Source organism: Streptococcus sp. KHUD_010 (assembly GCF_040207525.1).
Taxonomy (GTDB): domain Bacteria; phylum Bacillota; class Bacilli; order Lactobacillales; family Streptococcaceae; genus Streptococcus; species Streptococcus hominis.
This window is the reverse complement of sequence record NZ_CP157941.1, coordinates 1,676,092-1,699,891: the sequence shown is the minus strand read 5'-3', so window position 1 is coordinate 1,699,891 and position 23,800 is coordinate 1,676,092. Positions and strand designations below refer to the sequence as shown.

Here is a 23,800-nt window from a genome sequence, read left to right as displayed (position 1 = left end):
AACTAAAAATCGAAAAAATTTTTAGTTCGTAGTCCCACCCCCGCAAGGGTGCTTAAATAGTTATCAAGCTGTTTAAGGTTGCAGATGACGAAAACGAAGTTTTCGTCAAAGGTGCTCTTCCAAGCTGGAAAAGCGAACAGCTTTGATACTTGCTTCGCAAGCTTTATCTGCCACCTCAAAGCAGTGCTTTGAGCAATCACGGTGGCTTGCTTCGCAAGTCTGATTTCCAACCTTCAACAATTCACTAGATTGTTGAAGCTGCGTTATTCGTTTATTCCTAAATCTGATAGAAGTTGGAACACTTTTTGCCCACCTCCAACGAATCAAAATAGACTTGTTTGGGATTAAAAAGTGCCAATTCTATTCAAAGGCCAGAAGCGGAATTTTGCTTCGCCCTGCAATTGACTGGCTTTAAAGGTTCCTACCTGACGGCTGTCTTTTGAAACAAGACGGTCGTCTCCTAAGAGCAGGTATTCGCCTTTTGGAACTTCAATAGTGAAACTAGTGTTGCCGTTTGCGTCCTGCGTAAAGGCTTGAGCTTTGTCTGCTAAAGATTGGAAGAAACTATTGTAGGAATAGGTTTTCTGCAATTTATCATCTTTAAACTTCGCGAGGTAATTTTTAAGATAAGATTCGTTGGTCTTTTTGCCATTTACATACAATTGGTCGTTTTCGTAGCGGATAGTGTCTCCAGGAAGACCGATCACCCGCTTGACAATTTGCTTGGTTTTTCCATCTTCGTCTTTTTCACTTGCAACGACAATATCAAAGCGATTGACAGGCAGGGGTTTGACAACAAATAAATACTCTCCATTAGCTAAGGTTGGATCCATTGAATGCCCGTCTACCTTGACAGGAACCCAAAGAAAGGCGCGTGATAAGAAAAGAACGGTCATAAAGAGGATAAACAACCCCCATTCTTTCATAAATTTTGAAAAAGTAGTTGATTTTGTTTGCATAACTTACCTTTCTAGAAGTTTCTTTGCTTTTTCAGTATTTTTAAAATGCAGTTTTGCACTCACTTCTAAACTCTTCATACCATAGGCTTGAAGAAGCTGACTTGCGACTTTATCGGACTTTCTTCCTGCTCCGCTAGGCAATTCATAGCCGAGCTCTTGACTTAAATTTTCAAGATTTTCTAAAAAGAGGTCGCGTGCAATCATGGAACTGACTGCTACGGCTAAGTATTTCCCTTCTGCTTTTTCCTCTAATGTAATAGGATTTGAAAAGCGATTGCTTTCCTGCTGGAGATATTTTTGATAATTTTTGCCGCTCGTGAAGGCATCAATGACAATTTTTTCTGGTTGCACTCCCGTTTGCAAGAGCAGATAAATGGCTTGATTGTGAAGGGCAACCTTGACAGACACCGCATTGTAGCCAGAAGCGATAACTTGGTTGTATTTTTTCGGGGACAATAGCAGAGCTTGGTGCTGGATTTTTTCTTTCAACAGAGGAACGATTTGCCTGATTTTCTGGTCTGTTAAGGTTTTAGAATCGCCAACGCCCAATTTTCGTAAAAAATCATGCTGCTCTGGTGTGACAAAGGAAGCCACAATAGCGAGCCCGCCAAAATAAGAGCCATTTCCCACCTCATCTGTTCCAATCAGAGGACAATTTTGCCGATGAGATGTCGTTTTTTCTTTGGACGCTTGATAGCCAAAAAATTGTGCTGCCTGCTCTGCTTTTTCTCCTTGGAAGAGGACTTTTCCTGAAGTATAGACGGAGACAGTTGCCTTATCAAGTTTAAAAAGATAGCGAACGTAGAGATTTTTGCTAGCGACAAGCTGTGTCTGATATTGTGTGACAAAATCTTGAATTTGTCTCTCGCTTGGTTGCAAGGTAATATTTTCCATATTGTTATTGTACCATAAAAGTTATAAATTTCTTTAAAAACTGACAAAATCGCTTCCTTTTGGTATAATATTTTGAGGTGATTTTATGGCAAACTTAAATCGATACAAATTTACTTTCGGAAAGAAGAGTGTAACCTTAACAACAAAACACGATAATTTATTCATGGAAGAAGTTGAAAAGGTTGCGACAGAAAAATATCACGCAATTAAAGAGAAGATGCCTGCGGCAGATGATGAAACATTAGCTATTTTGCTGGCGGTTAATAGTTTAGCGACGCAATTGTCACGTGAGATTGAGTTCGATGACAAGGAGCAAGAGCTGGAAGAACTTCGTAAAAAAGTGCTAGAAGCCAACAAGCAAAAGGTAAGTGAGCAAGAGGGCGCCCTATGATTTCATTAGTAATTTTGCTGATTTTATCTTGGAGTTTTTACATTGGCTATTCGCGCGGAATTGTTTTGCAAGCTTATTATACTGTTTCGGCGGTTGTTTCAGCTATTATTGCGGGGCAATTGTACCAATCTCTAGGTGAAAAAATTAATCTTTTAGTACCCTATGCGAGTGCACAGGAAGGAACATTTACCTATTTCTTTCCCAGCAGCCAATTGTTCCAGTTGGATAAGGTTTTTTATGCCGGTCTGGCTTATTTAGCAGTTTATACGATTGTTTATAGCATAGCCCGTTTTATTGGGATTTTTATTCACTTGGTGCCAAACAAGAAAGCCAATGAGCGTTGGTACAATGTTGCTAGCGGTGCTTTGGCTATTTGTGTCACTTTGTTTGGAATTCAAATGTTGCTGACCGTTTTAGCAACGATTCCCTTACCACTTGTTCAAAATCATCTCAATGCCAGTGGTTTAGCTCGATTTATCATCAGTCACACACCAATTACTTCAGGAATGTTGAAACAACTCTGGGTGACCAAAATCATCGGATAAATACAAAGACTCAGTTGGTGGTGCTAGCTGAGTTTCTTTTTCATCGGGAAAGATAAGAATATGAATAGAAAAATTTTAGAAACATTAGAATTTGAGAAAATCAAGGCGCTTTTTGAACCCTATCTTCTGACAGAACAAGGGCGTTTGGAGCTGCAGCAGCTATTTCCGTCCAATAAACAGGAAAGGCTGGAGACAGCATTTTTAGAAATGACAGACGTGCAACAGATTTTTGTACAGCGTCCGCATTTTAGTCTGGCTGCGACCCAAGACATTACGGGCTTGACCAAGCGCTTGGAGTTGGAAAGCGACTTAAACATTGAAGAATTTCTCGCTCTGAAGCGGGTTCTGGCTGTCACGCAAGAATTGACTGATTTCTATGAGGATTTGGAAAATGTTGAGTTACAAAGATTGAACCGGCTTTTTGAAAATCTGGTTCCTTTTCCGAGCTTGCAAGGAGTGCTGCAAGCTATCAATGAAGGCGGATTTGTTGAAAGTTTTGCTAGTGATAATTTGGCTCGCATTCGTCGGAAAATTCAAGAAAATGAAGTTCAGGTGAGAGATATTTTGCAGGATATTCTCAAGAACAAGGGCGATATGTTAGTAGATCAAGTAGTAGCCAGTCGAAACGGTCGCAATGTTTTGCCGGTCAAAAATACATTCCGCAATCGTATCTCAGGCGTGGTGCACGATATTTCTGCCAGTGGAAACACGGTGTATATTGAGCCGCGGGCAGTGGTCAATCTCAATGAAGAAATTACCAATGCACGTGCAGACGAGCGCTATGAGATTTTGCGGATTCTGCAAGAGTTATCAGAACGCATTCGTCCGCATGCTGCTGAAATTGCCAATAATGCTTGGATTATCGGACATCTGGACTTTGTTCAAGCTAAGGTGCGTTTTATGCAGGAGAGAGGCGCGGTAGTGCCAAAGCTGTCTAACCGTCAGGATATTCGGCTGCTCCATGTCGCTCATCCTCTGATAGAAAATGCAGTAGCCAATGACTTGTACTTTGCGGCGGATTTGACAGAGATTGTCATTACGGGCCCGAATACAGGCGGAAAGACCATTATGCTCAAAACTCTAGGTTTGGCTCAGCTTATGGCACAGTCTGGTCTGCCTATTTTGGCAGATGAAGGGAGTCGAGTGGGGATTTTTGACCAAATCTTTGCGGACATTGGAGATGAGCAGTCTATTGAGCAAAGTTTGTCGACCTTCTCCAGCCACATGACGAACATTGTCTCTATTTTAGAGCAGGCTGATGAGAATGCTTTGGTGCTTTTGGACGAGCTGGGAGCAGGAACTGACCCTCAGGAAGGAGCAGCTCTTGCTATGGCAATTCTTGAGGACTTGCGGCTACGACAAGTCAAGACAATGGCAACAACCCACTATCCAGAACTCAAAGTCTATGGGATTGAGACTGAGGGAGTGCAAAATGCCAGCATGGAATTTGATACAGAGAGCCTAAGACCGACTTATCGTTTTATGCAGGGAGTACCGGGGCGTTCCAATGCTTTTGAGATCGCAAGGCGTTTAGGTCTGTCTGATAGAGTGGTCAAAGATGCTCAAGAATTGACTGACACGGACAGCGATGTCAATCGTGTTATTGAGCGCTTGGAAAAACAAACCTTGGAAAGCCGCAAGCGGTTGGATAATATCCGAGAAGTGGAGCAAGAAAATCTCAAATTTAACCGCGCTCTTAAAAAGCTCTACAATGAGTTTAACCGGGAAAAAGAAGCTGAGCTGAATAAGGCAAGGCTAGAAGCGCAGGAAATCATTGATGTGGCGCTGACGGAGAGTGATACGATTCTCAAAAATCTACATGCTAAATCCAGTCTCAAACCGCACGAAATTATTGAAGCCAAAAGCCAGCTGAAAAAATTGGCTCCTGAAACGGTGGATCTGTCACAGAATAAAGTGTTGAAACAAGCTAAAAAAGCACGAAAACCAAAGGTGGGAGACGATATTCTGGTAATTAGTTACGGCCAGAGAGGCACGCTTGTCAATCAGCTCAAAGACGGTCGCTGGGAAGCACAGGTTGGGCTCATCAAGATGACCTTAGAGGAAGCAGAATTTAACCTGCTCAAAGCTGAAAAAGAACAGCCTAAGAAAAAGCAGGTCAATGTGGTGAAACGAACGACAACAAGTGGGCCAAGAGCCAGACTGGATTTGCGAGGCAAGCGCTACGAAGAAGCTATGCAAGAGTTGGACGCTTTTATTGACCAAGCCTTGCTCAACAATATGGCGCAGGTGGACATTATTCACGGGATTGGGACTGGCGTCATTCGCGAAGGCGTCACCAAATATCTCCGCCGCAATAAGCATGTCAAGAGTTTTGGCTATGCACCGCAAAATGCTGGTGGTAGCGGAGCGACGATTGTGGTGTTTAAGTAATGCAGAGTTGGTGAACAAAACTGTTCATGGTAAAGAAGAAAGATTGAAAAGAGGAAACATTTATGAGACAAAAAGGAATACAAGATTCTTGTACAACGATTCTGGTTGGGAAAAAAGCGAGTTATGATGGTTCAACTATGATTGCACGTACAGAGGATTCGCAAAATGGTGTGTTTACGCCCAAGAAATTTATTGTTGTTAACCCAGAAGATCAGCCGCGGCATTATAAATCAGTGCTGTCAAGTTTTGAGATAGATTTGCCGGACAATCCAGTTCGCTACACCAGTGTACCGGACGCTCTTGCAAAAGACGGGATTTGGGGTGAAGCTGGTATCAATGTCTACAATGTAGCCATGAGCGAGACCGAGACGATTACCACCAATAGCCGAGTGCTGGGAGCAGATCCTTTGGTGGCGACTGGTATCGGAGAAGAAGATATGCTGACCTTGGTGCTGCCTTATATCAAAACGGCGCGTGAGGGCGTGTTGCGCTTAGGGAAGATTCTTGAAGAATACGGCACCTATGAGTCAAACGGGATTGCCTTTTCTGACGTGGATGAAATTTGGTGGTTGGAGACAATCGGCGGACATCATTGGATAGCTCGCCGTGTGCCAGATGACGCCTATGTGACCAATCCAAACCAGCTGGGAATGGATTATTTTGAGTTTGACAATCCAGAATATTTCCTCTGTGATCCTGATTTGCCGGACTTTATTCGTCGCAATCATTTGAATCTCAACTATGACGGGGAATCTTTCAATCCGCGCTATGCTTTTGGCAGCCAGCGTGACAAAGACCGTCATTACAATACACCGCGTGCTTGGGATATTCAGCGTTTTCTCAATCCAGAAATCGAGCAAGACCCGCGCTCCTTTTTCCTTCCTTGGTGTCAAAAACCCTACCGCAAAATCACGATTGAAGATGTCAAGTATGTTCTTAGCAGCCATTACCAAGACTCTCCTTATGACCCTTATGGCTTAGAAGGCACACCTCACAGCCAGCGGACTTTCCGCACGATTGGGATTAACCGCACAAGTCAAACATCTATCTTGCATTTGAGACCCAATAAACCCCAGGAAACGACGGGCATTCAATGGTTGTCCTATGGCTCTATGCCTTACAATACAGCCGTGCCTTTCTTTACTCAAATTTCTACGACGCCGACTTATTTTGCGAATACAGGTGAGAAAGTCTCTACGGATTCGTTCTATTGGACAAATCGCTTAATCGCTGCTTTGGCTGACGCGCATTTTTCTAGTCATCTGGGAGATTTGGATGATTATCAAGAAATAACTATGGCTTTGGGACATGAAATGTTAGGGCGCGTGGATTGTGCCTTGGAAAAGGGAGAAATAGTTGATTTTGAAGCAGAAAATCAAGCCCTAAGCGATAAGATTCAAGAAGCAACGGACCAACTTCTGAATAAAATCTTGCTAGACGCCGGCAATCTGATGACCAATCATTTTTCTTTGAGCGACTAACCTATGGAATGAGAGGAGTGAGCTTTTCACTCCATGGCACATTCTGATATGACAGAAGATTTGTATCAAGCAATTTCCAACGGATAGAAGTTTATTTTCGGAATGATTGAACGCTAATCTGCGGAGGAGCTTTTCGCTCCGTAGCAAATATTTTGCAAATGCTTCCTTTTAGTGTAGAATGATGTCAAGAAATGAAATAGAGCGATGACATCGGTCATCGTCAGAGGAGAATAATATGGTAGCAGCAGTTACAGATGCAAACTTTGCAGAAAAAACAAAAGACGGACTTGTCCTCATTGACTTTTGGGCAGCATGGTGTGGTCCTTGCCGCATGCAGGCACCGATTTTGGAAAAATTAGCCGAAGAAGTACATGAAGACGAATTGAAGATTTTCAAAATGGACGTGGACGCCAACCCAAATACACCAAGTGAATTTGGAATCATGTCAATCCCGACCCTCATCTTCAAGAAAGACGGGCAAGTGGTAAAGCAAGTTGTCGGTGTTCATACCAAAGAACAATTAAAAGCTATTGTAGCCGAATTAAGTTAAAAAAGAAAAGGCTTGAACGAAAGTTTCAGGTCTTTTTTCTTTTTAAGATTAGAAGAGTACTTTTGACAAAAATTCGTTTTCATCAGTTACTACCCTTTTGCTAATAGAAAATACACCAATCGGTGCTATAATGAGAATGAAGAAAGATTGTTTCAATCAGAAGGGGCGGTCAAATCATGGGAACACTTGGAATAGTAGCTGTATTCGTCATTGTTGTACTCTTATTCATTTGTATCTATCTTCTTTTCAAAGTTATCTTCAAAAAATAAAGTTAGAAGTTAAGTAGGAAATAATTACAAACGAGATAAACTACTTTTGATTCATGCTATCCGCCCGGCGGACGGAGTAAACCAAAAGTAAGGGAGACTTTCCGTCCGGCAGACGAAGCAAACAAAAAGTAGTTGAGGTCATCCGCCGCGCTGATGGAAAGAGGAGAAGTCATTGAAACGGTCGCTTTAAGTGACAAGTAAAAAAGGAAAGAAATAATTTATGAAGCAAGAAAAGCTCATTGGACTTAAACTTAGTAATCTTCCTTTCCGTGCTCAATAACAGCCGCAAGCACTATGCGGAAATCCTTGCCCGTCGCAAGGGCAAAGAGCCTAAAGCAGAAGCAGAATTGAACTAATTAAAAATGAAGTTGGGATTTTCCTGGCTTTTTTGGCTAGTAGGTGAAGTGAAAGTCAGCCAAATTATCCTTGGCGATAGAGTACGTGCGCCGATAAGGCTCGGATATGGTATAATAGAAATAAGCAGGAGGTGACTATGTTATTTGCGAACAAGAATGTATTCTATCGCTACTTTGAAAAACTCAACTGGTCTCATTTGGTAGATGATGTCTTTAGCAAGCTCGTTTCACTTTTGCTCTTGCTAGCTCTCTTTTACCTTGCTAAAAAGCTGGTACATGTACTCGTAAGAAAGATTATCTCACCCTCTTTGAAACTCTCCAGTCAAGACGAAGGGCGGCAAAAGACCCTCACTCGTTTGATTGAAAATTTGCTGAATTACACCCTTTACTTTTTTTTGATTTATTGGATATTGGCGATTTTAGGCTTGCCGGTGTCAAGTTTACTGGCAGGAGCTGGGATTGCTGGGGTGGCAATCGGGATGGGAGCGCAAGGCTTCTTGTCTGATTTAGTCAATGGTTTCTTTATTTTGTTGGAGCGGCAGTTGGATGTCGGAGACAGCGTTCGTCTGACTAATGGCTCGATTAAAATCGCAGGAACAGTCGTGAGCGTCGGGATTCGGACGACACAAGTGCGCGATGCAGATGGCACTTTGCATTACGTTCCTAATCGCAACATTACCGTCGTCAGCAATCTCTCACGCGGCAATATGCGAGCGCTCATTGATATTCCATTATACGCTCAGACGGATTTGGAGAAGGTCACTCGGATTATCCAGCAGGTCAATCAAGAATATGCGGGCGATCAAGTAGAAATTTTGCAGGAACCAACTATTCTAGGTCCTCAACTCGCGGACAATGGACAATTTTATTTCCGTGTCAGTATCACCGTCCAAAGCGGTAGCCAAAGCACCGTTTATCATCAATTTTACAGATTGTATCATGACGCTCTATTAAAGGGAGGAATTGATTTGCCAACTATTTATGCGCCAGCATAGGCAGAAAGGAGATTACTATGGAAGAACAAGTACCGCATGAAATAACGACCTCTGACGGTCACGTCTATCGCTTGAAACAGTCTTTGTATAAACAGCCTTTGTTTTGGACGACAATCATTAGCTGTGTCACGCTCTTTTGCATCACCCTCATGGTGGTTGGCTTAAGTATTGTCAACCTTGCTTTTCTAGGGCACGGCACTCGAACTGAAATTTATCAAGATAATTACAAACATCATCGCCTGGGAGATAGCGTTCGTTTTAAAAATGGTCTGAAAGTTACTGTCCAGTACATTCACGTGGATTCTAAAGAGCGAATGGAAGGTCAAGCAACAGGTGCGATGATTACGGCTAAGGTTATTATCGAAAATACCTCTAGCGAAAAGCTCCCACTCAATGTTTATGACTTTGATTTACAAGACGAAATGGGCGAATCCTATGTAATGGATGATGATATTTTTGAGGTCAACAAAATCAAAGAGGAACTCGTAGCGGGTGAAAAGGTAGAATGGAAGCTGATGTATGACGGTGAGGACGGATCGCAGCAGCCTTACACTCTCACTTATGACAATGTCAAGTGGGGAGAAACCAAAAGCGTGAAGTTTTAGAAATTTTCAGCAGAAGAACAGTAAAAGGCTGTGGACAAATTCGTCCACAGCCTTTTATTATGTATATTCGTTTAAACAATTCCTTGGGCAATCATAGCGTTGGCGATATTTTCAAAAGCAGCGATGTTTGCTCCTGCTAGATAGTCTTTGCCAAGATTGTAGTTTTCAGCAGTTGTCTTAGCAGTGTTGAAGATGTTGGTCATGATGTCTTTCAGACGAGTATCTACTTCTTCACGCGTCCATGAGAGACGGAGGCTATTTTGGCTCATTTCAAGAGCAGATACAGCCACCCCACCGGCATTGGCAGCCTTGGCAGGACCATAAAGGAGACCATTCTCTTTGTAAACGGCAATGGCGTCAAGATTACTTGGCATATTAGCACCTTCTGATACACAGAATACGCCTTGCGCTACCAAGCGTTTTGCTGCTTCACCATCGATTTCATTTTGAGTGGCACATGGCAGGGCAATGTCAAATGCACCTTCGTAAGTCCAGACAGAGCCTTCGTGATAAGTGGCACTGGCTCTTTCAGCAGCGTATTCTGTCAGACGAGCACGACGTTTTTCTTTCACATCTACCAGAAGATCAAAGTCAATTCCGTCCTTGTCAATGATATAACCATTTGAATCAGACACAGAAATGACTTTAGCACCGAGAGCAGTTGCTTTTTGCACAGCATACTGAGCTACATTTCCAGCACCGGATACGACAACGGTCTTTCCGTCAAAACTTTCACCGTTTGCTTTAAGCATTTCTTGCGTATAGTAAACAAGGCCGTAACCAGTTGCTTCTGGGCGAATCAGAGAACCTCCAAATCCAAGTGGTTTACCAGTCAAGACACCAGCATCAAATTGGCGTAGGCGTTTGTACTGACCGTAAAGATAGCCAATCTCGCGTCCGCCAACCCCAATGTCACCAGCAGGAACGTCAAGTGAAGGACCGATGTATTTTTGCAATTCTGTCATGAAGCTTTGGCAGAAACGCATTACTTCAGCATCTGTCTTGCCTTTCGGATCAAAGTCAGATCCACCTTTACCACCGCCGATTGGCAGTCCAGTCAAAACATTTTTAAAGATTTGTTCAAATCCAAGAAATTTCAAAATCCCTTGATTAACCGTTGGGTGGAAACGAAGACCGCCCTTATATGGCCCAACTGCGGAATTAAATTGTACGCGGTAACCGCGATTGACTTGAACCTTGCCGTCGCGATCAACCCAAGGGACACGGAAACTAATCACACGTTCTGGCTCGGTAATGCGCGCCAAAATGTTTTCTTCAATGTATTCAGGATGTTTTTCAAAAACTGGTTCAAGCGTGTTTAAAAATTCTTCTACCGCTTGCAGAAATTCTGCCTCGTGAGCATTGCGAGCTTTCACAGCTTCAAAAGTGCTTTGGATATATTCTTTAGCAGTTGTCATAGATTTCTCCTTAAATAAGATACAAGGACGAGTAAAAGTCGTACAAAAATAGGAGGCTGACACCGTGTTCGATGAACACAAGGAAACCTATCTTTTTTGCTAGACTTTCCATCCGAGTTCAGTTGCAATAAGATACTAAGACTGTAAAAAAACAAAAGCAATCACATCGCTATGCTCCTTAATATCCATATCCGTAATTCCCTATGCTCGAACGGTCATGGAAAAAAAGAGGTAGCTCAACAAAAGTTGCTTTGCAAGATTTGTTAGACTTGTCTGTTCTAGCTTTCAATGGTCTTAGCCCAATCACAGAACGAGACTTTCGTCTTAGTTCTATGTATGTTATCTTTTGTTACATGTGACATTATAACAGAAAACAAAAGAGCTGTAAAGAAAAAAGTTGAATTTTCTGAAAATTCCGACTTAATATTCAAAACAAACTCTTGCTCAGCAAAAATTCAGTTGTTTATCCCGAACGTTTCTTCTTTCTATTCCGTTCAAAGAGTCAGATTTCTGCTTTTAGTGGTACAATAGAAAAAATGAAAGGAGCATTTCATGCTATCAACTCAAACACAAATTGCTGGTTTTTCTTTTGACAACTGCCTGATGAATGCGGCTGGCGTTGCCTGCATGACGATTGAAGAACTAGAAGAAGTTAAAAACTCAGCTGCGGGAACTTTTGTGACTAAGACAGCAACCTTGCAAGCGCGAGCAGGAAATCCTGAACCTCGTTACCAAGATGTACCACTAGGTTCAATCAATTCAATGGGACTACCCAATCATGGATTGGATTATTATTTGGAGTATTTGTTAGACCTACAAAAAACAGAGTCCAATCGAATCTTCTTTTTGTCGCTGGTAGGTCTGTCGCTAGAAGAAACCCACACCCTTTTGAAAAAGGTGCAGGATAGTAACTTTAAAGGCTTGACTGAGCTCAATCTATCTTGTCCAAATGTTCCTGGAAAGCCACAAATCGCTTATGATTTTGAGACGACGGAAAAGATTTTGAGTGAAGTATTTGCCTATTTCACTAAACCGCTCGGTATTAAATTGCCACCATATTTTGATATGGCACATTTTGATCAAGCGGCAGCAATTTTTAACAAATTTCCTCTTTCTTTTGTCAACTGTGTTAACTCAATCGGAAATGGTATTTATATTGACGATGAAACAGTTGTTATTCGTCCGAAAAATGGCTTTGGCGGAATTGGTGGTGAATACATCAAACCGACTGCCCTTGCTAATGTTCATGCTTTTTATCAACGGCTCAATCCTACAATCCAAATCATCGGTACAGGTGGTGTGTTGACGGGTCGAGATGCTTTTGAGCATATTCTCTGTGGAGCTAGTATGGTGCAAGTCGGAACAACGCTGCACAAAGAAGGTGTAGGAGTTTTTGAGCGTATTACTGAGGAGCTGAAAGCAATCATGTTAGAAAAAGGCTATGAAAGCATAGAAGATTTCCGTGGGAAGTTGAACTATCTGGATTAAACCAGAGTGGTATTTAACAGTTCATTGCCATATCATTCTCAAGAAAGTTCTAATCAAATTCTTATAACATTTTAGGAATTTGTGAGAAAATAAGAACAAAGAAATGAGGTGTTTTTATGGCTGAAATTTATCTAGCGGGTGGCTGCTTTTGGGGCTTGGAAGAATATTTTTCCCGTATCACAGGTGTGACTGATACAACTGTCGGCTATGCCAATGGGCAGGTGGAATCTACCAATTACCAGTTGATTCATCAAACCGACCATGCTGAAACAGTTCATGTGACTTATGATGAAAATTTGGTTAGCTTACGAGAAATTTTGCTCTATTATTTTCGGGTGATTGATCCGCTGTCTATCAATAAGCAAGGAAATGATGTCGGACGTCAGTACCGCACAGGGATTTATTACATAAACGATACGGATGTGTCAGTCATTAGCGAAGTCGTAAAAGAGCAAGAACGGCAATTTGGCCAGAAGATTGCAGTGGAGGTAGAACCGCTGCGCCATTATGTATTGGCAGAGGATTATCATCAAGATTACCTCAAGAAGAATCCTAGTGGTTATTGCCATATCAATGTCAATGATGCCTACCAGCCTCTAGTAGATCCAGGACAATATGAGAAACCGAGTGAAAATGCTTTAAAGGAAAACTTGTCCGAGGAAGCCTATCAGGTCACTCAACATGCTGCAACCGAACGACCATTTGATAACGAATATTTTGCAACGTTTGAAGAAGGCATCTATGTAGATGTGACAACGGGAGAGCCACTATTCTTTGCTAGTGACAAGTTTGATGCTGGTTGTGGTTGGCCGAGTTTTACAAGACCGATTGCCAAAGATGTGATCAAGTATTATCAAGATAAAAGTCACGGTATGGAGCGGATTGAGGTGCGGTCACGTTCAGGAAATGCACACTTAGGTCATGTTTTCACAGATGGTCCACAGGATCAAGGTGGACTTCGCTACTGTATCAATTCAGCAGCGCTACGCTTTATTAAAAAAGAAGACATGGAAGCTGCAGGATATGGCTACTTGCTTTCATATATGAAGTAAGATCAGTAGAGTAAACAGGGCCTGAGCTAGACGGCTCTGCTTATTTCGCAACTACTCATAAATGTGTGGATAGAGCGACTAGCAGTTTCAAAACTAATTACAGACTAAACAAATGTTGTAGTGATTGATTGCCCAAAGTATTGCAGATAGGATTTGCGGAGTAAATTTCAATGTTTTTCCTATTTTTTAAAGCTTGCTATTTGGTGTGGATTTTGCTACAATAACTAAAAAATTCAATGAAAACATATAATCTCCATAATAGGGTTGGAGAGTTTCTACCGTCTTACCGTAAATAAGCGTGGCTTTGTCCTTAGTTATGTTGTCAGATACAAATAGAGCATAAGGTGAATGTGAAATGATTATCCATACGGTTTTTGTTTTTGCGATTGCTGCTGACGATGCACAGTGATTGGACATCATCTTATGGCTCTTGTTTAAAGGAGAAGCAATGAAAGCATTTAAACAGGTGAATTTGGTGACATGTGACGTAGATTTTCATGTCTATCGAAATGGGCTGCTGGTGGTAAACGGGGACAAGATTGTTTATTGTGGGAATGAGGACGCTACTTGGGAAGCGCGGGCAGATGAGACAGTAGATTGTGAGGGAGCTTGGCTTATGCCTGGTCTAGTCAATTGCCATACCCACTCTGCTATGACCACACTGCGTGGCATTCGAGACGACAGCAATCTCCACGAATGGCTAGAAGATTATATCTGGCCGGCAGAAAGCGAGTTTACACCAGAGGTCACAACAAGAGCTGTCAAGCTGGCACTTACAGAAATGCTTCAGACTGGGACGACGACTTTTAATGATATGTACAATCCCAATGGTGTTGAAATTGGGCAGATTCATGAAGTGGTGGCACGCTCTAAAATGCGTTGTTATTTTTCACCGACTTTATTTAGCTCCGATATAGAAACGACGGAAGAAACCTTGGCGCGTACTCGGACCATTATTGAGGAAATTTTGTCCTACAACGATGACCGCTTTAAAGTAATGGTAGCACCACATGCACCATATAGTTGCAGTAAGGAGTTGCTAAAAGGAAGCTTGGAGCTGACGCGTGAATTACAGCTGAAATTGCATATCCATGTGGCAGAAACACAAGCAGAAAATGGCATAATTTTAGAGCGTTATGGAAAACGCCCACTTGCTTTCTTGAAAGAATTAGGCTATCTGGAGTATGAGGGGATTTTTGCCCACGGTGTGGAATTAAATGAGCGAGAAATTGCAGAACTAACAGCCTCTAAGATTCATATCGCTCACAATCCCATCAGCAATCTCAAATTAGCATCTGGCATTGCTCCCATAACAGACTTGATTCAAGCTGGCGTGACAGTCGGACTTGCAACGGACTCGGTCGCTTCTAATAATAATTTGGATATGTTTGAAGAAAGTCGTACCGCTGCTCTTTTACAAAAAATGCGCACAAGTGACGCCACTCAATTTACCATTGAGCAGGCTTTGAAAACAATGACAATTGAAGGTGCCAAAGCACTCGGCATGGATGATCAAATCGGCAGCCTAGAAGTTGGCAAACAAGCAGATTTTTTAATCATTCAGCCAAAAGGTAAAGTGCACTTGTACCCAGAGGAAAATATGCTCTCCCACCTTGTCTATGCTGTCAAGGGAAATGATGTTAAAGATGTCTATATAGCAGGTGAGCAAGTTGTAAAAGACGGACAAGTCCTGACGATGGATGTAGTTATGTAAAAATGAAAGTTCTAAAGGAATCTTTGAAGAACCTCTTTGACACAATAGAGGTTCTTTCTTTATAAATATTTCAGACAAGTTAGTAAGTCCATCTTGTATTGTATAGTAAAAATTAGAGGTTCGTGACAATTGTTCTAACCTCTAATTTTTGTAATAAGTATAACAAGCTTATGAGCCATAATGAAGCTAAATGGATAAAAACTCCTTTTGCAGACAAAGCGCAACGCCAGCTGTTGCACCAGTGAAGTCATTGTAAGGCTCGATAATGAGTTCAGGCAAGTCTTTGAAGAGTAGTTTTGGTTGTTGTGAGATTTCTTGATAGAAAGCTGCAATGACTTTGTCATCAGTCAAGATGGGACTGTGCAGATAAATTTTCTTTGCATCAATCATCATGCTAAGGTTTAGCAGGGATTGTGCCAAATACTTAAATGCCAAATGAAGGAGATTGAGAATAGCTTGGTCTCCTAAGTTATATGCTGTGAGGATAGTTTGAATCGTGATCTCTTCTTTATCTGTGACAAGTGATTTTAAATGTGTCAACTCCGCAGTTTCAAAGATGATTTTTGCTTTTTTTATCAGCCAGCTTTCACTAGCATAAGTCTGCAAACAGCCTCTGCGTCCGCAACCACAGACTTCTCCGTCAGGACAAACAACGGTATGACCAATTTCGCCGATGACAATATTGCTTTTGCCGTAGATTTTGCCATTGTACATATAAGAGCAGTGCATACCCCGTGCAAAATGAAAATAGATAAAATTCTCATCCAGTTGGTAAGCAGAAAAAAGGCGCTTTGCTAGTGCCATGCAATTGACATTATTAGAAAAGTAAATTGGAAAAGAAAACTCGTTTTTAATCTTCGCTAGATCAAATTGTTTCCATGTTTGATTGTTTGTTGTAATCAAGTCATTGTGCAAATAGCGTCCAGGGATAGCTACTCCCACGGCTTGAATTGTATAGGAATTGTTCCGAAAAATGAATTGTTCAAGTAAATGACAAAACAAATCAGCGCCTTCTGCTAGAATTTTTTCCGAGGTGACGGTTGCTTTATCTTTATCAATCACATTTCCTGTATTATCACTCAACACAAAAGAAAAGTATTTTTCAGACAGTTCACAGCCGATGAAATAAGAGTGCTGTTTTTTAATACCCAAGAGGATTTTCTTGCGTCCGACTTTTGCGTGTTCTTCATCTTCCCCCAGCTCATACAGCAGTTTTTCTTGGATCAAACTTCCTGTAATCGCACTAACTGTGGCAGGAGTAATACCCGTCTCTTTTGAAATATCAATGCGAGAAATTGGCCCCTTGGCGTAAATTTTATCTAAAATAATTGTTCGTAACTCAGCTTGTTTTTTCGTTTGATTCATTATCTACCATCCTTCCCTGCATCTATTATATATTGATTATAAAAAATTATCAAATAGAAGTGAAAGCGCTTGACTTTTACAGAAAATCGTTTTAAAATATAATTAAAAAGCGAGATAAAGTTGGTTTTTGTCTGCTATTTAATAATATATTATAACCAAAGGAGATTGTAAAGATGGACAAATTTTTACAAGAGAAGTTAATGCCCGTTGCCATTAAGTTGGGAAATAATAAAGGCTTAGTAGCGATTCGGGACGGCATTACGCTTGCAGTGCCATTACTGTTGATTGGTTCTTTGTTTATGGTCATTGCTAGTTTTCCTGTTCCAGGATGGGAAGCTTATTTGACAAAAATTGGGGTTTCTACCTATCTATGGAAAGGTGTGGATAGTAGTTTTGGTCTGATTGGTTTGGTAGCCAGTTTTGGGATTGCCTACTATATGAGCCGCCAATACAAAGTGGATGGGATTCCTTCTGGGATTATCTCGCTTGCTGCCTTTATCACAGTGACACCATTCCTTACTACTAAAACAGGAAACGGTGTTCCCACAGCATTTTTAGCTTCACAAGGCCTTTTTGTAGCAATCATTCTTGGTTTGGTAAATGGTTATATCTATCAATGGTTCATCAATCATAATGTCCAAATTAAAATGCCTGATGGTGTTCCACCGGCAGTTTCAAAAAGTTTCAGCGCCATTATTCCAGGTGCAGTGATTATCACAGGCTGGTTGTTGGTTTATGCCCTTTTAGCAAGTTTAAAACTACCAAATTTGCATGCGGTAGCTCAAACTGTTTTAGGAAAACCGCTAGGTCTACTAGGTAATAATTTATTTGGTTTGATGATTCTAGTTGCTTTAAATAGTTCATTCTGGTTTGTTGGACTTCATGGAGGAAATGTTGTCAATGCGGTTATGAAACCATTGTGGCTTTCGAATCTTGATGCCAATAAAGTTGCTTATCAAGCAGGGGAAAAACTACCGCATATCTTTACCAGTGTCTTTATGGATAATTTCGTCTTCATTGGCGGTGGTGGTGCAACTATTGGCTTAGTATTAGCGATTGGTTATTTGGCGAAAAAGAAAAAATCAAGCAAACAAATCAAAACACTGGCACCTATTACAGTGGTTCCAGGTTTGTTCAATATCAATGAGCCAACAATGTTTGGTGTTCCAATTGTCTTAAACATTTTGCTTCTGTTCCCATTTATTTTGGCACCGATTGCGAATCTCATCGTTGCATGGTCATCCATGGTAAGTGGTCTTGTACCGTTAACATATACTGACCCAGGTTGGACAACTCCTCCGATTATTAGTGGCTTGCTGGCAACGGGAAGTTTTAAAGCATCTATTTTACAAGCTGTTCTTATTGTAATTGATATTTTAATCTATATTCCATTTGTAATTGCTATTGAAAAACGCTTCAAAGCAGAAGAAAATCAGTAGGGAGATGAGAATATGAAACGATTAATTAGTGCAAATCCTTCGGAAATTTTGAATATGACAGCCCAAGAGCTCAAGCAAAGCATTCAAGCGAGTGAAGGGCGTGTTGTGTTGTCTGAAAATGTTGTCATTCGTGAAACCTTTGTCGGAGACATTACCAATGCTGAAATTGCAAAAGCTTTCGGTGCAGATATGATTTTACTGAATTGTTTAGATGTTTTTAATCCAAAGATCTTTGGATTGGACTGTGAAGATAGTCAAGTGGTTCGAGAGCTCCATCGCTTAGTCGGAGCACCAATTGGGGTCAATCTAGAACCTGTTGATTTGCAAGCAGATATGTTGGAAGAAGTGCAAGTGATTGCTGCTGGTCGACAAGCCAGTCAAGCCTCTTTTGAGCAAATCGAAAAATTAGGTTTTGATTTTGTCTGTTTGACAGGAAATCCCGGTACAGGAGTTAGCAATAAAGAAATTGTTGCTGCGGTGAAATTGGCTAAACAATATTTCTCAGGTTTGATTATAGCTGGGAAAATGCACGGTGCAGGGGTATCCGAGCCGGTTGCAGATCTTCAGACAGCTGAGAAATTATTAGACGCGGGTGCAGATGTGATTTTGGTGCCAGCCGTTGGAACGGTTCCTGCTTTCAGCGATGAGGAAATGAGAGCTGTTGTAGATCTAGTACATAGTAAAAGAGGTTTAGTCTTGAGCGCTATTGGCACTAGCCAAGAGACATCAGATGTGAATACGATTAAACAAATCGCACTTCGTAATAAAATTTGTGGTGTGGATATTCAACATATTGGTGATGCAGGTTATGGCGGTCTGGCAGTGGTAGATAACATTTATGCACTAAGTAATGCTATTCGTGGCGTTCGACATACTGTGTCACGTTTAGCAAGATCCGTTAATCGGTAGAGAGTAATTATTTGATAAAATAGAAGGAGTAAACATGGCTAAAACAACCATTATGTTAGCATGTGCTGCGGGTATGAGTACCAGCTTGCTTGTTACAAAAATGCAAGCTGCAGCCGATGAAAAAGGATTAGATACAGAGATTTTTGCAGTTCCAGCTCAGGAAGTGGACGATATAATTTTAGAGAAAAAAGTAGATGTTTTGCTATTAGGACCGCAAGTTCGGTATCTATTAGAGCAATTTACGGAAAAATTGAAGGATAAAAACATTCCAATTGGAGTTATCCCAATGGTGGATTATGGCATGATGAATGGTTCAAAGGTATTGGCATTAGCTGAGGAACTGATCGGAGGCTAGAGGTTCGATATGGAAAATTCAAATTTAGAAAGTGTTATGTCACTGATTATGCATAGTGGTGAAGCCAAAAGTAATGCTTTTGAAGCGATTCAAAAAGCTAAAAAAGGCTGTTTTGAAGAAGCGCGTGAAAAATTAAAATTAGCTAACAAGGATTTAATATCAGCTCATAAATCTCAAACCGAAATGCTGACACAGGAAGCTCAAGGTGAAAAGATTGAGCTTAGCCTTTTGATGGTGCATGCTCAGGACCATTTGATGACAAGTTTGACTTTCATTGACTTGGCAAAAGAAGTCGTTGATGTGTACGAGCGGCTGGCAAATGAGATGAAGTAAAAAAAACGATTTTACACATTCTTATAAATCAAAACTTTGGTTGGTGATAATCCAATCAAAGTTTTTTAATTGTCTTACTTCGTTATTGAATGGTAGCTCTATCTCTAGTTTGATAACGATTTTTTCAAATTTTAAAAAACTTTTAGAAACCGCTTGCATTTTTAGAAACTTGTGTTATACTTAATTCATGGATTGTTACTGGTCATGCAGGCAAAACCTAGACAAATACGAGATATGAAGTAGGGGAACTACTTTCTATTTGGTATGTGTTTAGGTTTTTTTGTTACCGTTGTTCTATATTTATATGTGTAACAACACAGCTGACCTAAAAAATAAAGGAGGTCCATTATGGCAAAAGATTATACTGACTTAGCTCAGGATATTGTTGCTCACGTTGGTGGTAAGGAAAATATCATCAAGTTAGTGCACTGTGTGACGCGTTTGCGTTTTTCTCTGAAAGATGAGAGCAAGGCAGACACGGAATATTTGAAAAATAGAGACGGTATTGTAACGGTTGTAAAAGCTGGTGGACAATACCAAGTGGTGATTGGGAACCATGTGCCAGATGTGTATGCGGCGGTCATTAAGGAAGCAGGCATTTCTGGTGAGGGAAGTATTGATGTGGATGAGGGAGATGTTCCGCAAGGAAATCTATTTGACCGATTTATCGCTTTGGTGTCAGGACTTTTCCAACCAATGCTGGGAGCTCTTTCTGCAGCTGGTATGATCAAGGGTGTAGTTGCCATTATGGCAGCTTGTGGTGTTAAGTCGACAGACGGTGCTTATATCATCTTAAATGCCGCTGGTGATGGATTCTTCCAATTCTTACCATTGATTCTGGCTTTGACTGCTGCTAAGCGGTTTAAAATGGAAAAATTCACAGCGCTTGCAATTGGCTTTGCCTTGGTCTATCCAAATATCGCAGCTAGCTTTACAGCTGCCAAACCACTCTACACGCTATTTGCAGGAACTTTTATTGAGTCAAAAATCTACGCAACTTTCTTAGGTTTGCCGATTATCTTCCCTGCTTCTAGTTATCTATCAACTGTATTGCCAATCATTCTAGCAATTTGGGTCGGCTCAAAAATTGAAAAATTCTTTAAACGAATTATTCCAGATGTTGTCAAAGTCTTTGTTGTTCCATTCTTTGTTATCTTAATCACGGTACCGTTATCATTTCTTGTCATTGGACCAGTCATGACATGGGCTTCTGATATAGTCGGTGCTATTTTCACAGGTATTTATAGCTTCAGTCCAATTATTTATGGAATTATTCTGGGTGCTTTGTGGCAAGTATTAGTTATGTTCGGTCTTCATTGGGGATTGGTGCCGCTTGCAATTTTGGAATTACAAAAAGGACCAGGTGTCATTCTTGTAGCTTCTATTGCTATTTGCTTTGCGCAAGCAGGAGCATTGCTCAATATCTTCTTGCGTACAAAAGAAGAAAAAGTCAAACAGTTGGCTATTCCAGCTTTTATCTCAGCTTTGTTTGGGGTAACAGAACCAGCTATTTACGGGATTACCTTGCCAATGCGAACACCATTTATTATGACTTGTATTGCTGGTGCGGTTCAAGGGGCTTATCTCGCTTTCTTTAATGCCAAAATGCAAGTAATGGGTGGAATGGGACTCTTTGCGATTCCGTCTTTCATTGATCCCAAAGACTCACTATTACTCATTCACTTCCTTGTAGCAATTGCAATCAGCTTTGTTCTTGGATTTGTATTGACCCAATTTACAAAGATTCCAACTCTTTATGGTGGGGCACAAGAAGTCGTTGCTGAAAAAATCAGTCAGCCAGTTGAAGAGATTGCTACTGAGCAAGTCATCACAGCTCCGCTTAGCGGGAAAGTGGTTGCACTTGAAGATACGCCTGATGCTGTTTTTGCAAGTGGCGCAATGGGTCAAGGTGTAGCAATTGAGCCTAGTGTTGGCGAAGTTGTCGCTCCTGCTGACGGTGTGATTCGTCTGCTTTTCCCAACCAACCATGCGATTGGCTTAGCGACTGATGATGGCGCTGAAATCTTGATTCACGTGGGCATGGATACAGTCGCTCTTGAAGGAGAAGGCTTTATGGCACATGTTACTCAAGGCTCAAAGGTCAAGGCGGGTCAATTATTGCTAAGCTTTGATATAGATGCTATCAAGAAAGCAGGTTATCCTGTTACAACTCCAATCATTGTAACCAATATAGCTGATTATAAGACAGTTGAAACATTAGCTGACGGCGATGTGAAACTAGGCGATGATTTGCTGAAAGTAAGTAAATAATCTAAGAAAAGGACAAGCAAAATTTGTAGAGTTCCAAAACAGTTGGTCGAAAAAATCAACTAGAGCTACAAGCATGCTTCGTCCTTTTTATTATTTATCATTTCCTGCGTCATGTTTACTTCTTTGTGCTACAATAGAGTTATAGGGAGAGCAGGAGATGAAAAGATCAGAACGGAAAATACAGTCAGCAACTAATTGGCAGTTTATTTTAGGCTTGCTTTGCGCCGTGTTTGTAGCAGCAAGTGTGATTTTAGTAGCTGAAAAAATAAACGATAGCATTACGATTAAGGGAAAGTCGGCAAAAACAGGTGTTGTACAAAAGAAAAAAATGTCTTCTTCCTCAAATGGTGTACAGATGGCTCGTATCATGGCAAATGGAGATTTGCTGTATCATGAACTTCTATATATGAGTGCCTTACAGTCAGACGGGACGTATGATTTCACAGAGAATTATCAATATGTCAAACCTTGGTTGAAAAAAGCGGACTTGGTATTAGGAGACTTTGAAGGGACGATTCGACCAAATTATCCTTTGGCGGGCTACCCGCTGTTCAATGCGCCAGAGTCGGTGGTATCTGCTATCAAAGACGCTGGTTATCAAGTCGTGGATTTGGCACACAATCACATTTTAGATTCCCAATTAGAAGGTGTTACCACAACAGCGGAGGCCTTTGAAAAACAAGGCATTACACCAATTGGGGTTTACACTCATGAAAATCGAGATAAATCGTCACTTGTGATTAAAAAAGTGAATGGGATTAAAATTGCGCTCCTAGCTTATTCTTATGGATTTAATGGCTTAGAGGGAAATCTCTCTCAGGCAGACTATAATCATCATTTGTCGGATTTAAATGAAGAAAAGATGAAAAAAGAAATTGAGCGAGCCGAAAAAGAGGCTGACATTACCGTTGTCATGCCACAAATGGGCGTGGAATACCAGTTAGAGCCAACGGAGGAACAAGTCACTCTTTATCATAAGATGATCAAATGGGGAGCGGATATTATTTTCGGCGGGCATCCGCATGTCGTTGAACCATCAGAAGTCGTCGAACAAAATGGACAAAAGAAATTCATTATCTATTCTATGGGAAATTTCCTCTCCAATCAGCGTATTGAGACGATGGACGGTGTGGAAAATAAAAAATGGACAGAACGCGGCGTGCTCATGGACGTGACAGTTGAGAAATCACAGAAAGGGACGATTATCAAGAAAGTACAGGCACATCCAAGTTGGGTTAGTCGTGTGGCGAAAGGAACGTATTCACCAGAAGGCTATCCTCTCTACACCTATCAGACCTATATTTTAGAAGATTTCATTGAAGGTGGAAAATACCGTGACAAACTAGACCAAGTCACCAAAGAGCGAATTGACACTGCTTATCAGGAAATGAATGAGCATGTAAATTTGAAATGGGACGAATAGTTGAGATTAAAATAAAAAGCGCTTAAATGAGTCTTGCAGCAGACGACGTTTAAGCGCTTTTTGAATATTTTAAAAGGATTCTAGCTTAAGGAGGCGGAAAACAGTTTTCCTAACCAAAGTGCAAAAAATAGATTGCTGATAACGATGAGAACACCAATGAGACTGAAAACAAGAAGTTCAATTGTGTTGACATGAAGTAAAGTAGTGGTTTTCCAAATGATAATACTGCTAACAGGTAAACACAGGATAGAGGTTGCAAGAGCTGGGATATAGCGCCTAATCCAGATAGCTTGCAGGATATGAAGCACCAGATGAAGAGCGAAAGCGACGAATCCACCCAACCAGATGAGGTAAAGGAAGCGAGTATGGTAAAAAATAGCAAAGAAAGAGACAAAGAAAACCACGACAAATTCCTCTGCCACAGCTAGCGCGAAACCTTCTGTGGATAAGTCTTTGTGGGTATTTAGAATGAAAGAAGCTTTTTTCGCTAGCAGTTTTTCGTTTCGCTCTATCCACGGCATGAAGCCAATGATTTCTTCCAAATCATGAAAAATGAATAGCAGCGGAAACAACCAGATAGTATCTTTCATTGAATGC

Annotated in this window: 21 protein-coding genes and 1 riboswitch; of the genes, 16 read left to right on the top strand and 5 right to left on the bottom strand. The window is 41.0% G+C overall.

Annotated features, from left to right (window positions below; translation table 11 throughout):
• Window positions 1-344: 344 nt before the first annotated feature.
• Window positions 345-959: a signal peptidase I gene (lepB, locus tag ABKA15_RS08320; protein WP_049513786.1), complete on the bottom strand. Its 615-nt coding sequence runs from the start codon at window positions 957-959 to the stop codon at window positions 345-347.
• A gap of 3 nt (window positions 960-962) precedes the next feature.
• A complete protein-coding gene (rnhC, locus tag ABKA15_RS08315; RefSeq protein WP_049513788.1) occupies window positions 963-1,853 on the bottom strand; it encodes a ribonuclease HIII in 891 nt (296 codons plus the stop codon).
• An 85-nt stretch (window positions 1,854-1,938) separates the two neighbouring features.
• Between rnhC and ABKA15_RS08310 the strand changes: the two genes are divergently transcribed.
• The 7 genes from ABKA15_RS08310 (at window position 1,939) to ABKA15_RS08280 (ending at window position 9,436) form a co-directional block, all read left to right on the top strand.
• Window positions 1,939-2,244, top strand: a complete 306-nt coding sequence (locus ABKA15_RS08310; protein ID WP_049513789.1) for a hypothetical protein — start codon at window positions 1,939-1,941, stop codon at window positions 2,242-2,244.
• Entirely contained in the window at window positions 2,241-2,789 is a 549-nt protein-coding gene (locus ABKA15_RS08305; RefSeq protein ID WP_049513792.1) for a CvpA family protein, read from the top strand. Before ABKA15_RS08310 ends, ABKA15_RS08305 begins: the two co-directional genes overlap by 4 nt.
• 60 nt (window positions 2,790-2,849) lie before the next feature.
• The gene (locus ABKA15_RS08300) at window positions 2,850-5,180 is read left to right on the top strand and encodes an endonuclease MutS2 (protein WP_049513793.1); all 2,331 of its coding nucleotides are present in this window, start codon (window positions 2,850-2,852) and stop codon (window positions 5,178-5,180) included.
• A gap of 62 nt (window positions 5,181-5,242) precedes the next feature.
• On the top strand, window positions 5,243-6,661 hold the full coding sequence (locus tag ABKA15_RS08295) for a C69 family dipeptidase (protein WP_049513795.1): 1,419 nt from the start codon (window positions 5,243-5,245) through the stop codon (window positions 6,659-6,661).
• A 235-nt stretch (window positions 6,662-6,896) separates the two neighbouring features.
• Window positions 6,897-7,211 (top strand): thioredoxin, encoded by a 315-nt coding sequence (gene trxA / locus ABKA15_RS08290; RefSeq protein ID WP_003032965.1) that lies wholly within the window; start codon window positions 6,897-6,899, stop codon window positions 7,209-7,211.
• Between the two features lie 762 nt (window positions 7,212-7,973).
• Window positions 7,974-8,831, top strand: coding sequence for a mechanosensitive ion channel family protein (locus tag ABKA15_RS08285; protein WP_049513797.1), 858 nt, complete (start codon window positions 7,974-7,976; stop codon window positions 8,829-8,831).
• 17 nt (window positions 8,832-8,848) lie between these two features.
• Window positions 8,849-9,436, top strand: a complete 588-nt coding sequence (locus tag ABKA15_RS08280) for a DUF4352 domain-containing protein (protein WP_049513799.1) — start codon at window positions 8,849-8,851, stop codon at window positions 9,434-9,436.
• A 71-nt stretch (window positions 9,437-9,507) separates the two neighbouring features.
• Here ABKA15_RS08280 and gdhA read toward each other — a convergent pair whose 3' ends face one another.
• Complete coding sequence (gene gdhA, locus ABKA15_RS08275) at window positions 9,508-10,854, bottom strand: NADP-specific glutamate dehydrogenase (protein ID WP_049513800.1); 1,347 nt, start codon at window positions 10,852-10,854, stop codon at window positions 9,508-9,510.
• A gap of 552 nt (window positions 10,855-11,406) precedes the next feature.
• Here gdhA and ABKA15_RS08270 point away from each other — a divergent pair.
• The 3 genes from ABKA15_RS08270 to ABKA15_RS08260 all read left to right on the top strand — a co-directional run bounded on the left by ABKA15_RS08270 (window position 11,407) and on the right by ABKA15_RS08260 (window position 15,108).
• On the top strand, window positions 11,407-12,342 hold the full coding sequence (locus ABKA15_RS08270; RefSeq protein WP_049513802.1) for a dihydroorotate oxidase: 936 nt from the start codon (window positions 11,407-11,409) through the stop codon (window positions 12,340-12,342).
• Between the two features lie 116 nt (window positions 12,343-12,458).
• The gene (gene msrB, locus ABKA15_RS08265) at window positions 12,459-13,394 is read left to right on the top strand and encodes a peptide-methionine (R)-S-oxide reductase MsrB (RefSeq protein ID WP_049513803.1); all 936 of its coding nucleotides are present in this window, start codon (window positions 12,459-12,461) and stop codon (window positions 13,392-13,394) included.
• A gap of 222 nt (window positions 13,395-13,616) precedes the next feature.
• A riboswitch (purine riboswitch) is annotated at window positions 13,617-13,719 on the top strand.
• 123 nt (window positions 13,720-13,842) lie between these two features.
• Window positions 13,843-15,108, top strand: coding sequence for a TRZ/ATZ family protein (locus ABKA15_RS08260; RefSeq protein WP_049513807.1), 1,266 nt, complete (start codon window positions 13,843-13,845; stop codon window positions 15,106-15,108).
• A gap of 186 nt (window positions 15,109-15,294) precedes the next feature.
• Here the strand turns inward: ABKA15_RS08260 and ABKA15_RS08255 are convergent, their stop codons facing one another.
• Window positions 15,295-16,473, bottom strand: coding sequence for an ROK family transcriptional regulator (locus tag ABKA15_RS08255; protein WP_049513809.1), 1,179 nt, complete (start codon window positions 16,471-16,473; stop codon window positions 15,295-15,297).
• A 173-nt stretch (window positions 16,474-16,646) separates the two neighbouring features.
• Here ABKA15_RS08255 and ABKA15_RS08250 point away from each other — a divergent pair, with 173 nt between their 5' ends.
• The 6 genes from ABKA15_RS08250 (at window position 16,647) to ABKA15_RS08225 (ending at window position 23,203) form a co-directional block, all read left to right on the top strand.
• Window positions 16,647-17,912: a PTS sugar transporter subunit IIC gene (locus ABKA15_RS08250; protein ID WP_049513810.1), complete on the top strand. Its 1,266-nt coding sequence runs from the start codon at window positions 16,647-16,649 to the stop codon at window positions 17,910-17,912.
• Window positions 17,913-17,924: 12 nt separating this feature from the next.
• Complete coding sequence (locus ABKA15_RS08245) at window positions 17,925-18,821, top strand: PEP phosphonomutase (protein WP_049513812.1); 897 nt, start codon at window positions 17,925-17,927, stop codon at window positions 18,819-18,821.
• Between the two features lie 34 nt (window positions 18,822-18,855).
• Entirely contained in the window at window positions 18,856-19,176 is a 321-nt protein-coding gene (locus tag ABKA15_RS08240; RefSeq protein WP_003033149.1) for a PTS sugar transporter subunit IIB, read from the top strand.
• A 9-nt stretch (window positions 19,177-19,185) separates the two neighbouring features.
• A complete protein-coding gene (locus ABKA15_RS08235; RefSeq protein WP_049513814.1) occupies window positions 19,186-19,509 on the top strand; it encodes a PTS lactose/cellobiose transporter subunit IIA in 324 nt (107 codons plus the stop codon).
• 348 nt (window positions 19,510-19,857) lie between these two features.
• Window positions 19,858-21,780, top strand: a complete 1,923-nt coding sequence (locus ABKA15_RS08230; RefSeq protein ID WP_049513816.1) for a beta-glucoside-specific PTS transporter subunit IIABC — start codon at window positions 19,858-19,860, stop codon at window positions 21,778-21,780.
• A 157-nt stretch (window positions 21,781-21,937) separates the two neighbouring features.
• Window positions 21,938-23,203 (top strand): CapA family protein, encoded by a 1,266-nt coding sequence (locus ABKA15_RS08225; protein ID WP_350015344.1) that lies wholly within the window; start codon window positions 21,938-21,940, stop codon window positions 23,201-23,203.
• A gap of 80 nt (window positions 23,204-23,283) precedes the next feature.
• Here ABKA15_RS08225 and ABKA15_RS08220 read toward each other — a convergent pair whose 3' ends face one another.
• Window positions 23,284-23,793, bottom strand: a complete 510-nt coding sequence (locus tag ABKA15_RS08220) for an HXXEE domain-containing protein (protein ID WP_049513820.1) — start codon at window positions 23,791-23,793, stop codon at window positions 23,284-23,286.
• Window positions 23,794-23,800: the final 7 nt, after the last annotated feature.

Coding starts and splice junctions, on each gene's coding strand:
- ABKA15_RS08240 (WP_003033149.1), top strand. CDS start 18,856: ATGGCTAAAACAACCATTATGTTAGCATGTGCTGCGGGTATGAGTACC.
- ABKA15_RS08245 (WP_049513812.1), top strand. CDS start 17,925: ATGAAACGATTAATTAGTGCAAATCCTTCGGAAATTTTGAATATGACA.
- ABKA15_RS08310 (WP_049513789.1), top strand. CDS start 1,939: ATGGCAAACTTAAATCGATACAAATTTACTTTCGGAAAGAAGAGTGTA.
- ABKA15_RS08260 (WP_049513807.1), top strand. CDS start 13,843: ATGAAAGCATTTAAACAGGTGAATTTGGTGACATGTGACGTAGATTTT.
- ABKA15_RS08300 (WP_049513793.1), top strand. CDS start 2,850: ATGAATAGAAAAATTTTAGAAACATTAGAATTTGAGAAAATCAAGGCG.
- ABKA15_RS08295 (WP_049513795.1), top strand. CDS start 5,243: ATGAGACAAAAAGGAATACAAGATTCTTGTACAACGATTCTGGTTGGG.
- trxA (WP_003032965.1), top strand. CDS start 6,897: ATGGTAGCAGCAGTTACAGATGCAAACTTTGCAGAAAAAACAAAAGAC.
- ABKA15_RS08220 (WP_049513820.1), bottom strand. CDS start 23,793: ATGAAAGATACTATCTGGTTGTTTCCGCTGCTATTCATTTTTCATGAT.
- ABKA15_RS08255 (WP_049513809.1), bottom strand. CDS start 16,473: ATGAATCAAACGAAAAAACAAGCTGAGTTACGAACAATTATTTTAGAT.
- ABKA15_RS08285 (WP_049513797.1), top strand. CDS start 7,974: ATGTTATTTGCGAACAAGAATGTATTCTATCGCTACTTTGAAAAACTC.
- rnhC (WP_049513788.1), bottom strand. CDS start 1,853: ATGGAAAATATTACCTTGCAACCAAGCGAGAGACAAATTCAAGATTTT.
- ABKA15_RS08230 (WP_049513816.1), top strand. CDS start 19,858: ATGGCAAAAGATTATACTGACTTAGCTCAGGATATTGTTGCTCACGTT.
- msrB (WP_049513803.1), top strand. CDS start 12,459: ATGGCTGAAATTTATCTAGCGGGTGGCTGCTTTTGGGGCTTGGAAGAA.
- gdhA (WP_049513800.1), bottom strand. CDS start 10,854: ATGACAACTGCTAAAGAATATATCCAAAGCACTTTTGAAGCTGTGAAA.
- ABKA15_RS08280 (WP_049513799.1), top strand. CDS start 8,849: ATGGAAGAACAAGTACCGCATGAAATAACGACCTCTGACGGTCACGTC.
- ABKA15_RS08250 (WP_049513810.1), top strand. CDS start 16,647: ATGGACAAATTTTTACAAGAGAAGTTAATGCCCGTTGCCATTAAGTTG.
- ABKA15_RS08225 (WP_350015344.1), top strand. CDS start 21,938: ATGAAAAGATCAGAACGGAAAATACAGTCAGCAACTAATTGGCAGTTT.
- ABKA15_RS08305 (WP_049513792.1), top strand. CDS start 2,241: ATGATTTCATTAGTAATTTTGCTGATTTTATCTTGGAGTTTTTACATT.
- lepB (WP_049513786.1), bottom strand. CDS start 959: ATGCAAACAAAATCAACTACTTTTTCAAAATTTATGAAAGAATGGGGG.
- ABKA15_RS08270 (WP_049513802.1), top strand. CDS start 11,407: ATGCTATCAACTCAAACACAAATTGCTGGTTTTTCTTTTGACAACTGC.
- ABKA15_RS08235 (WP_049513814.1), top strand. CDS start 19,186: ATGGAAAATTCAAATTTAGAAAGTGTTATGTCACTGATTATGCATAGT.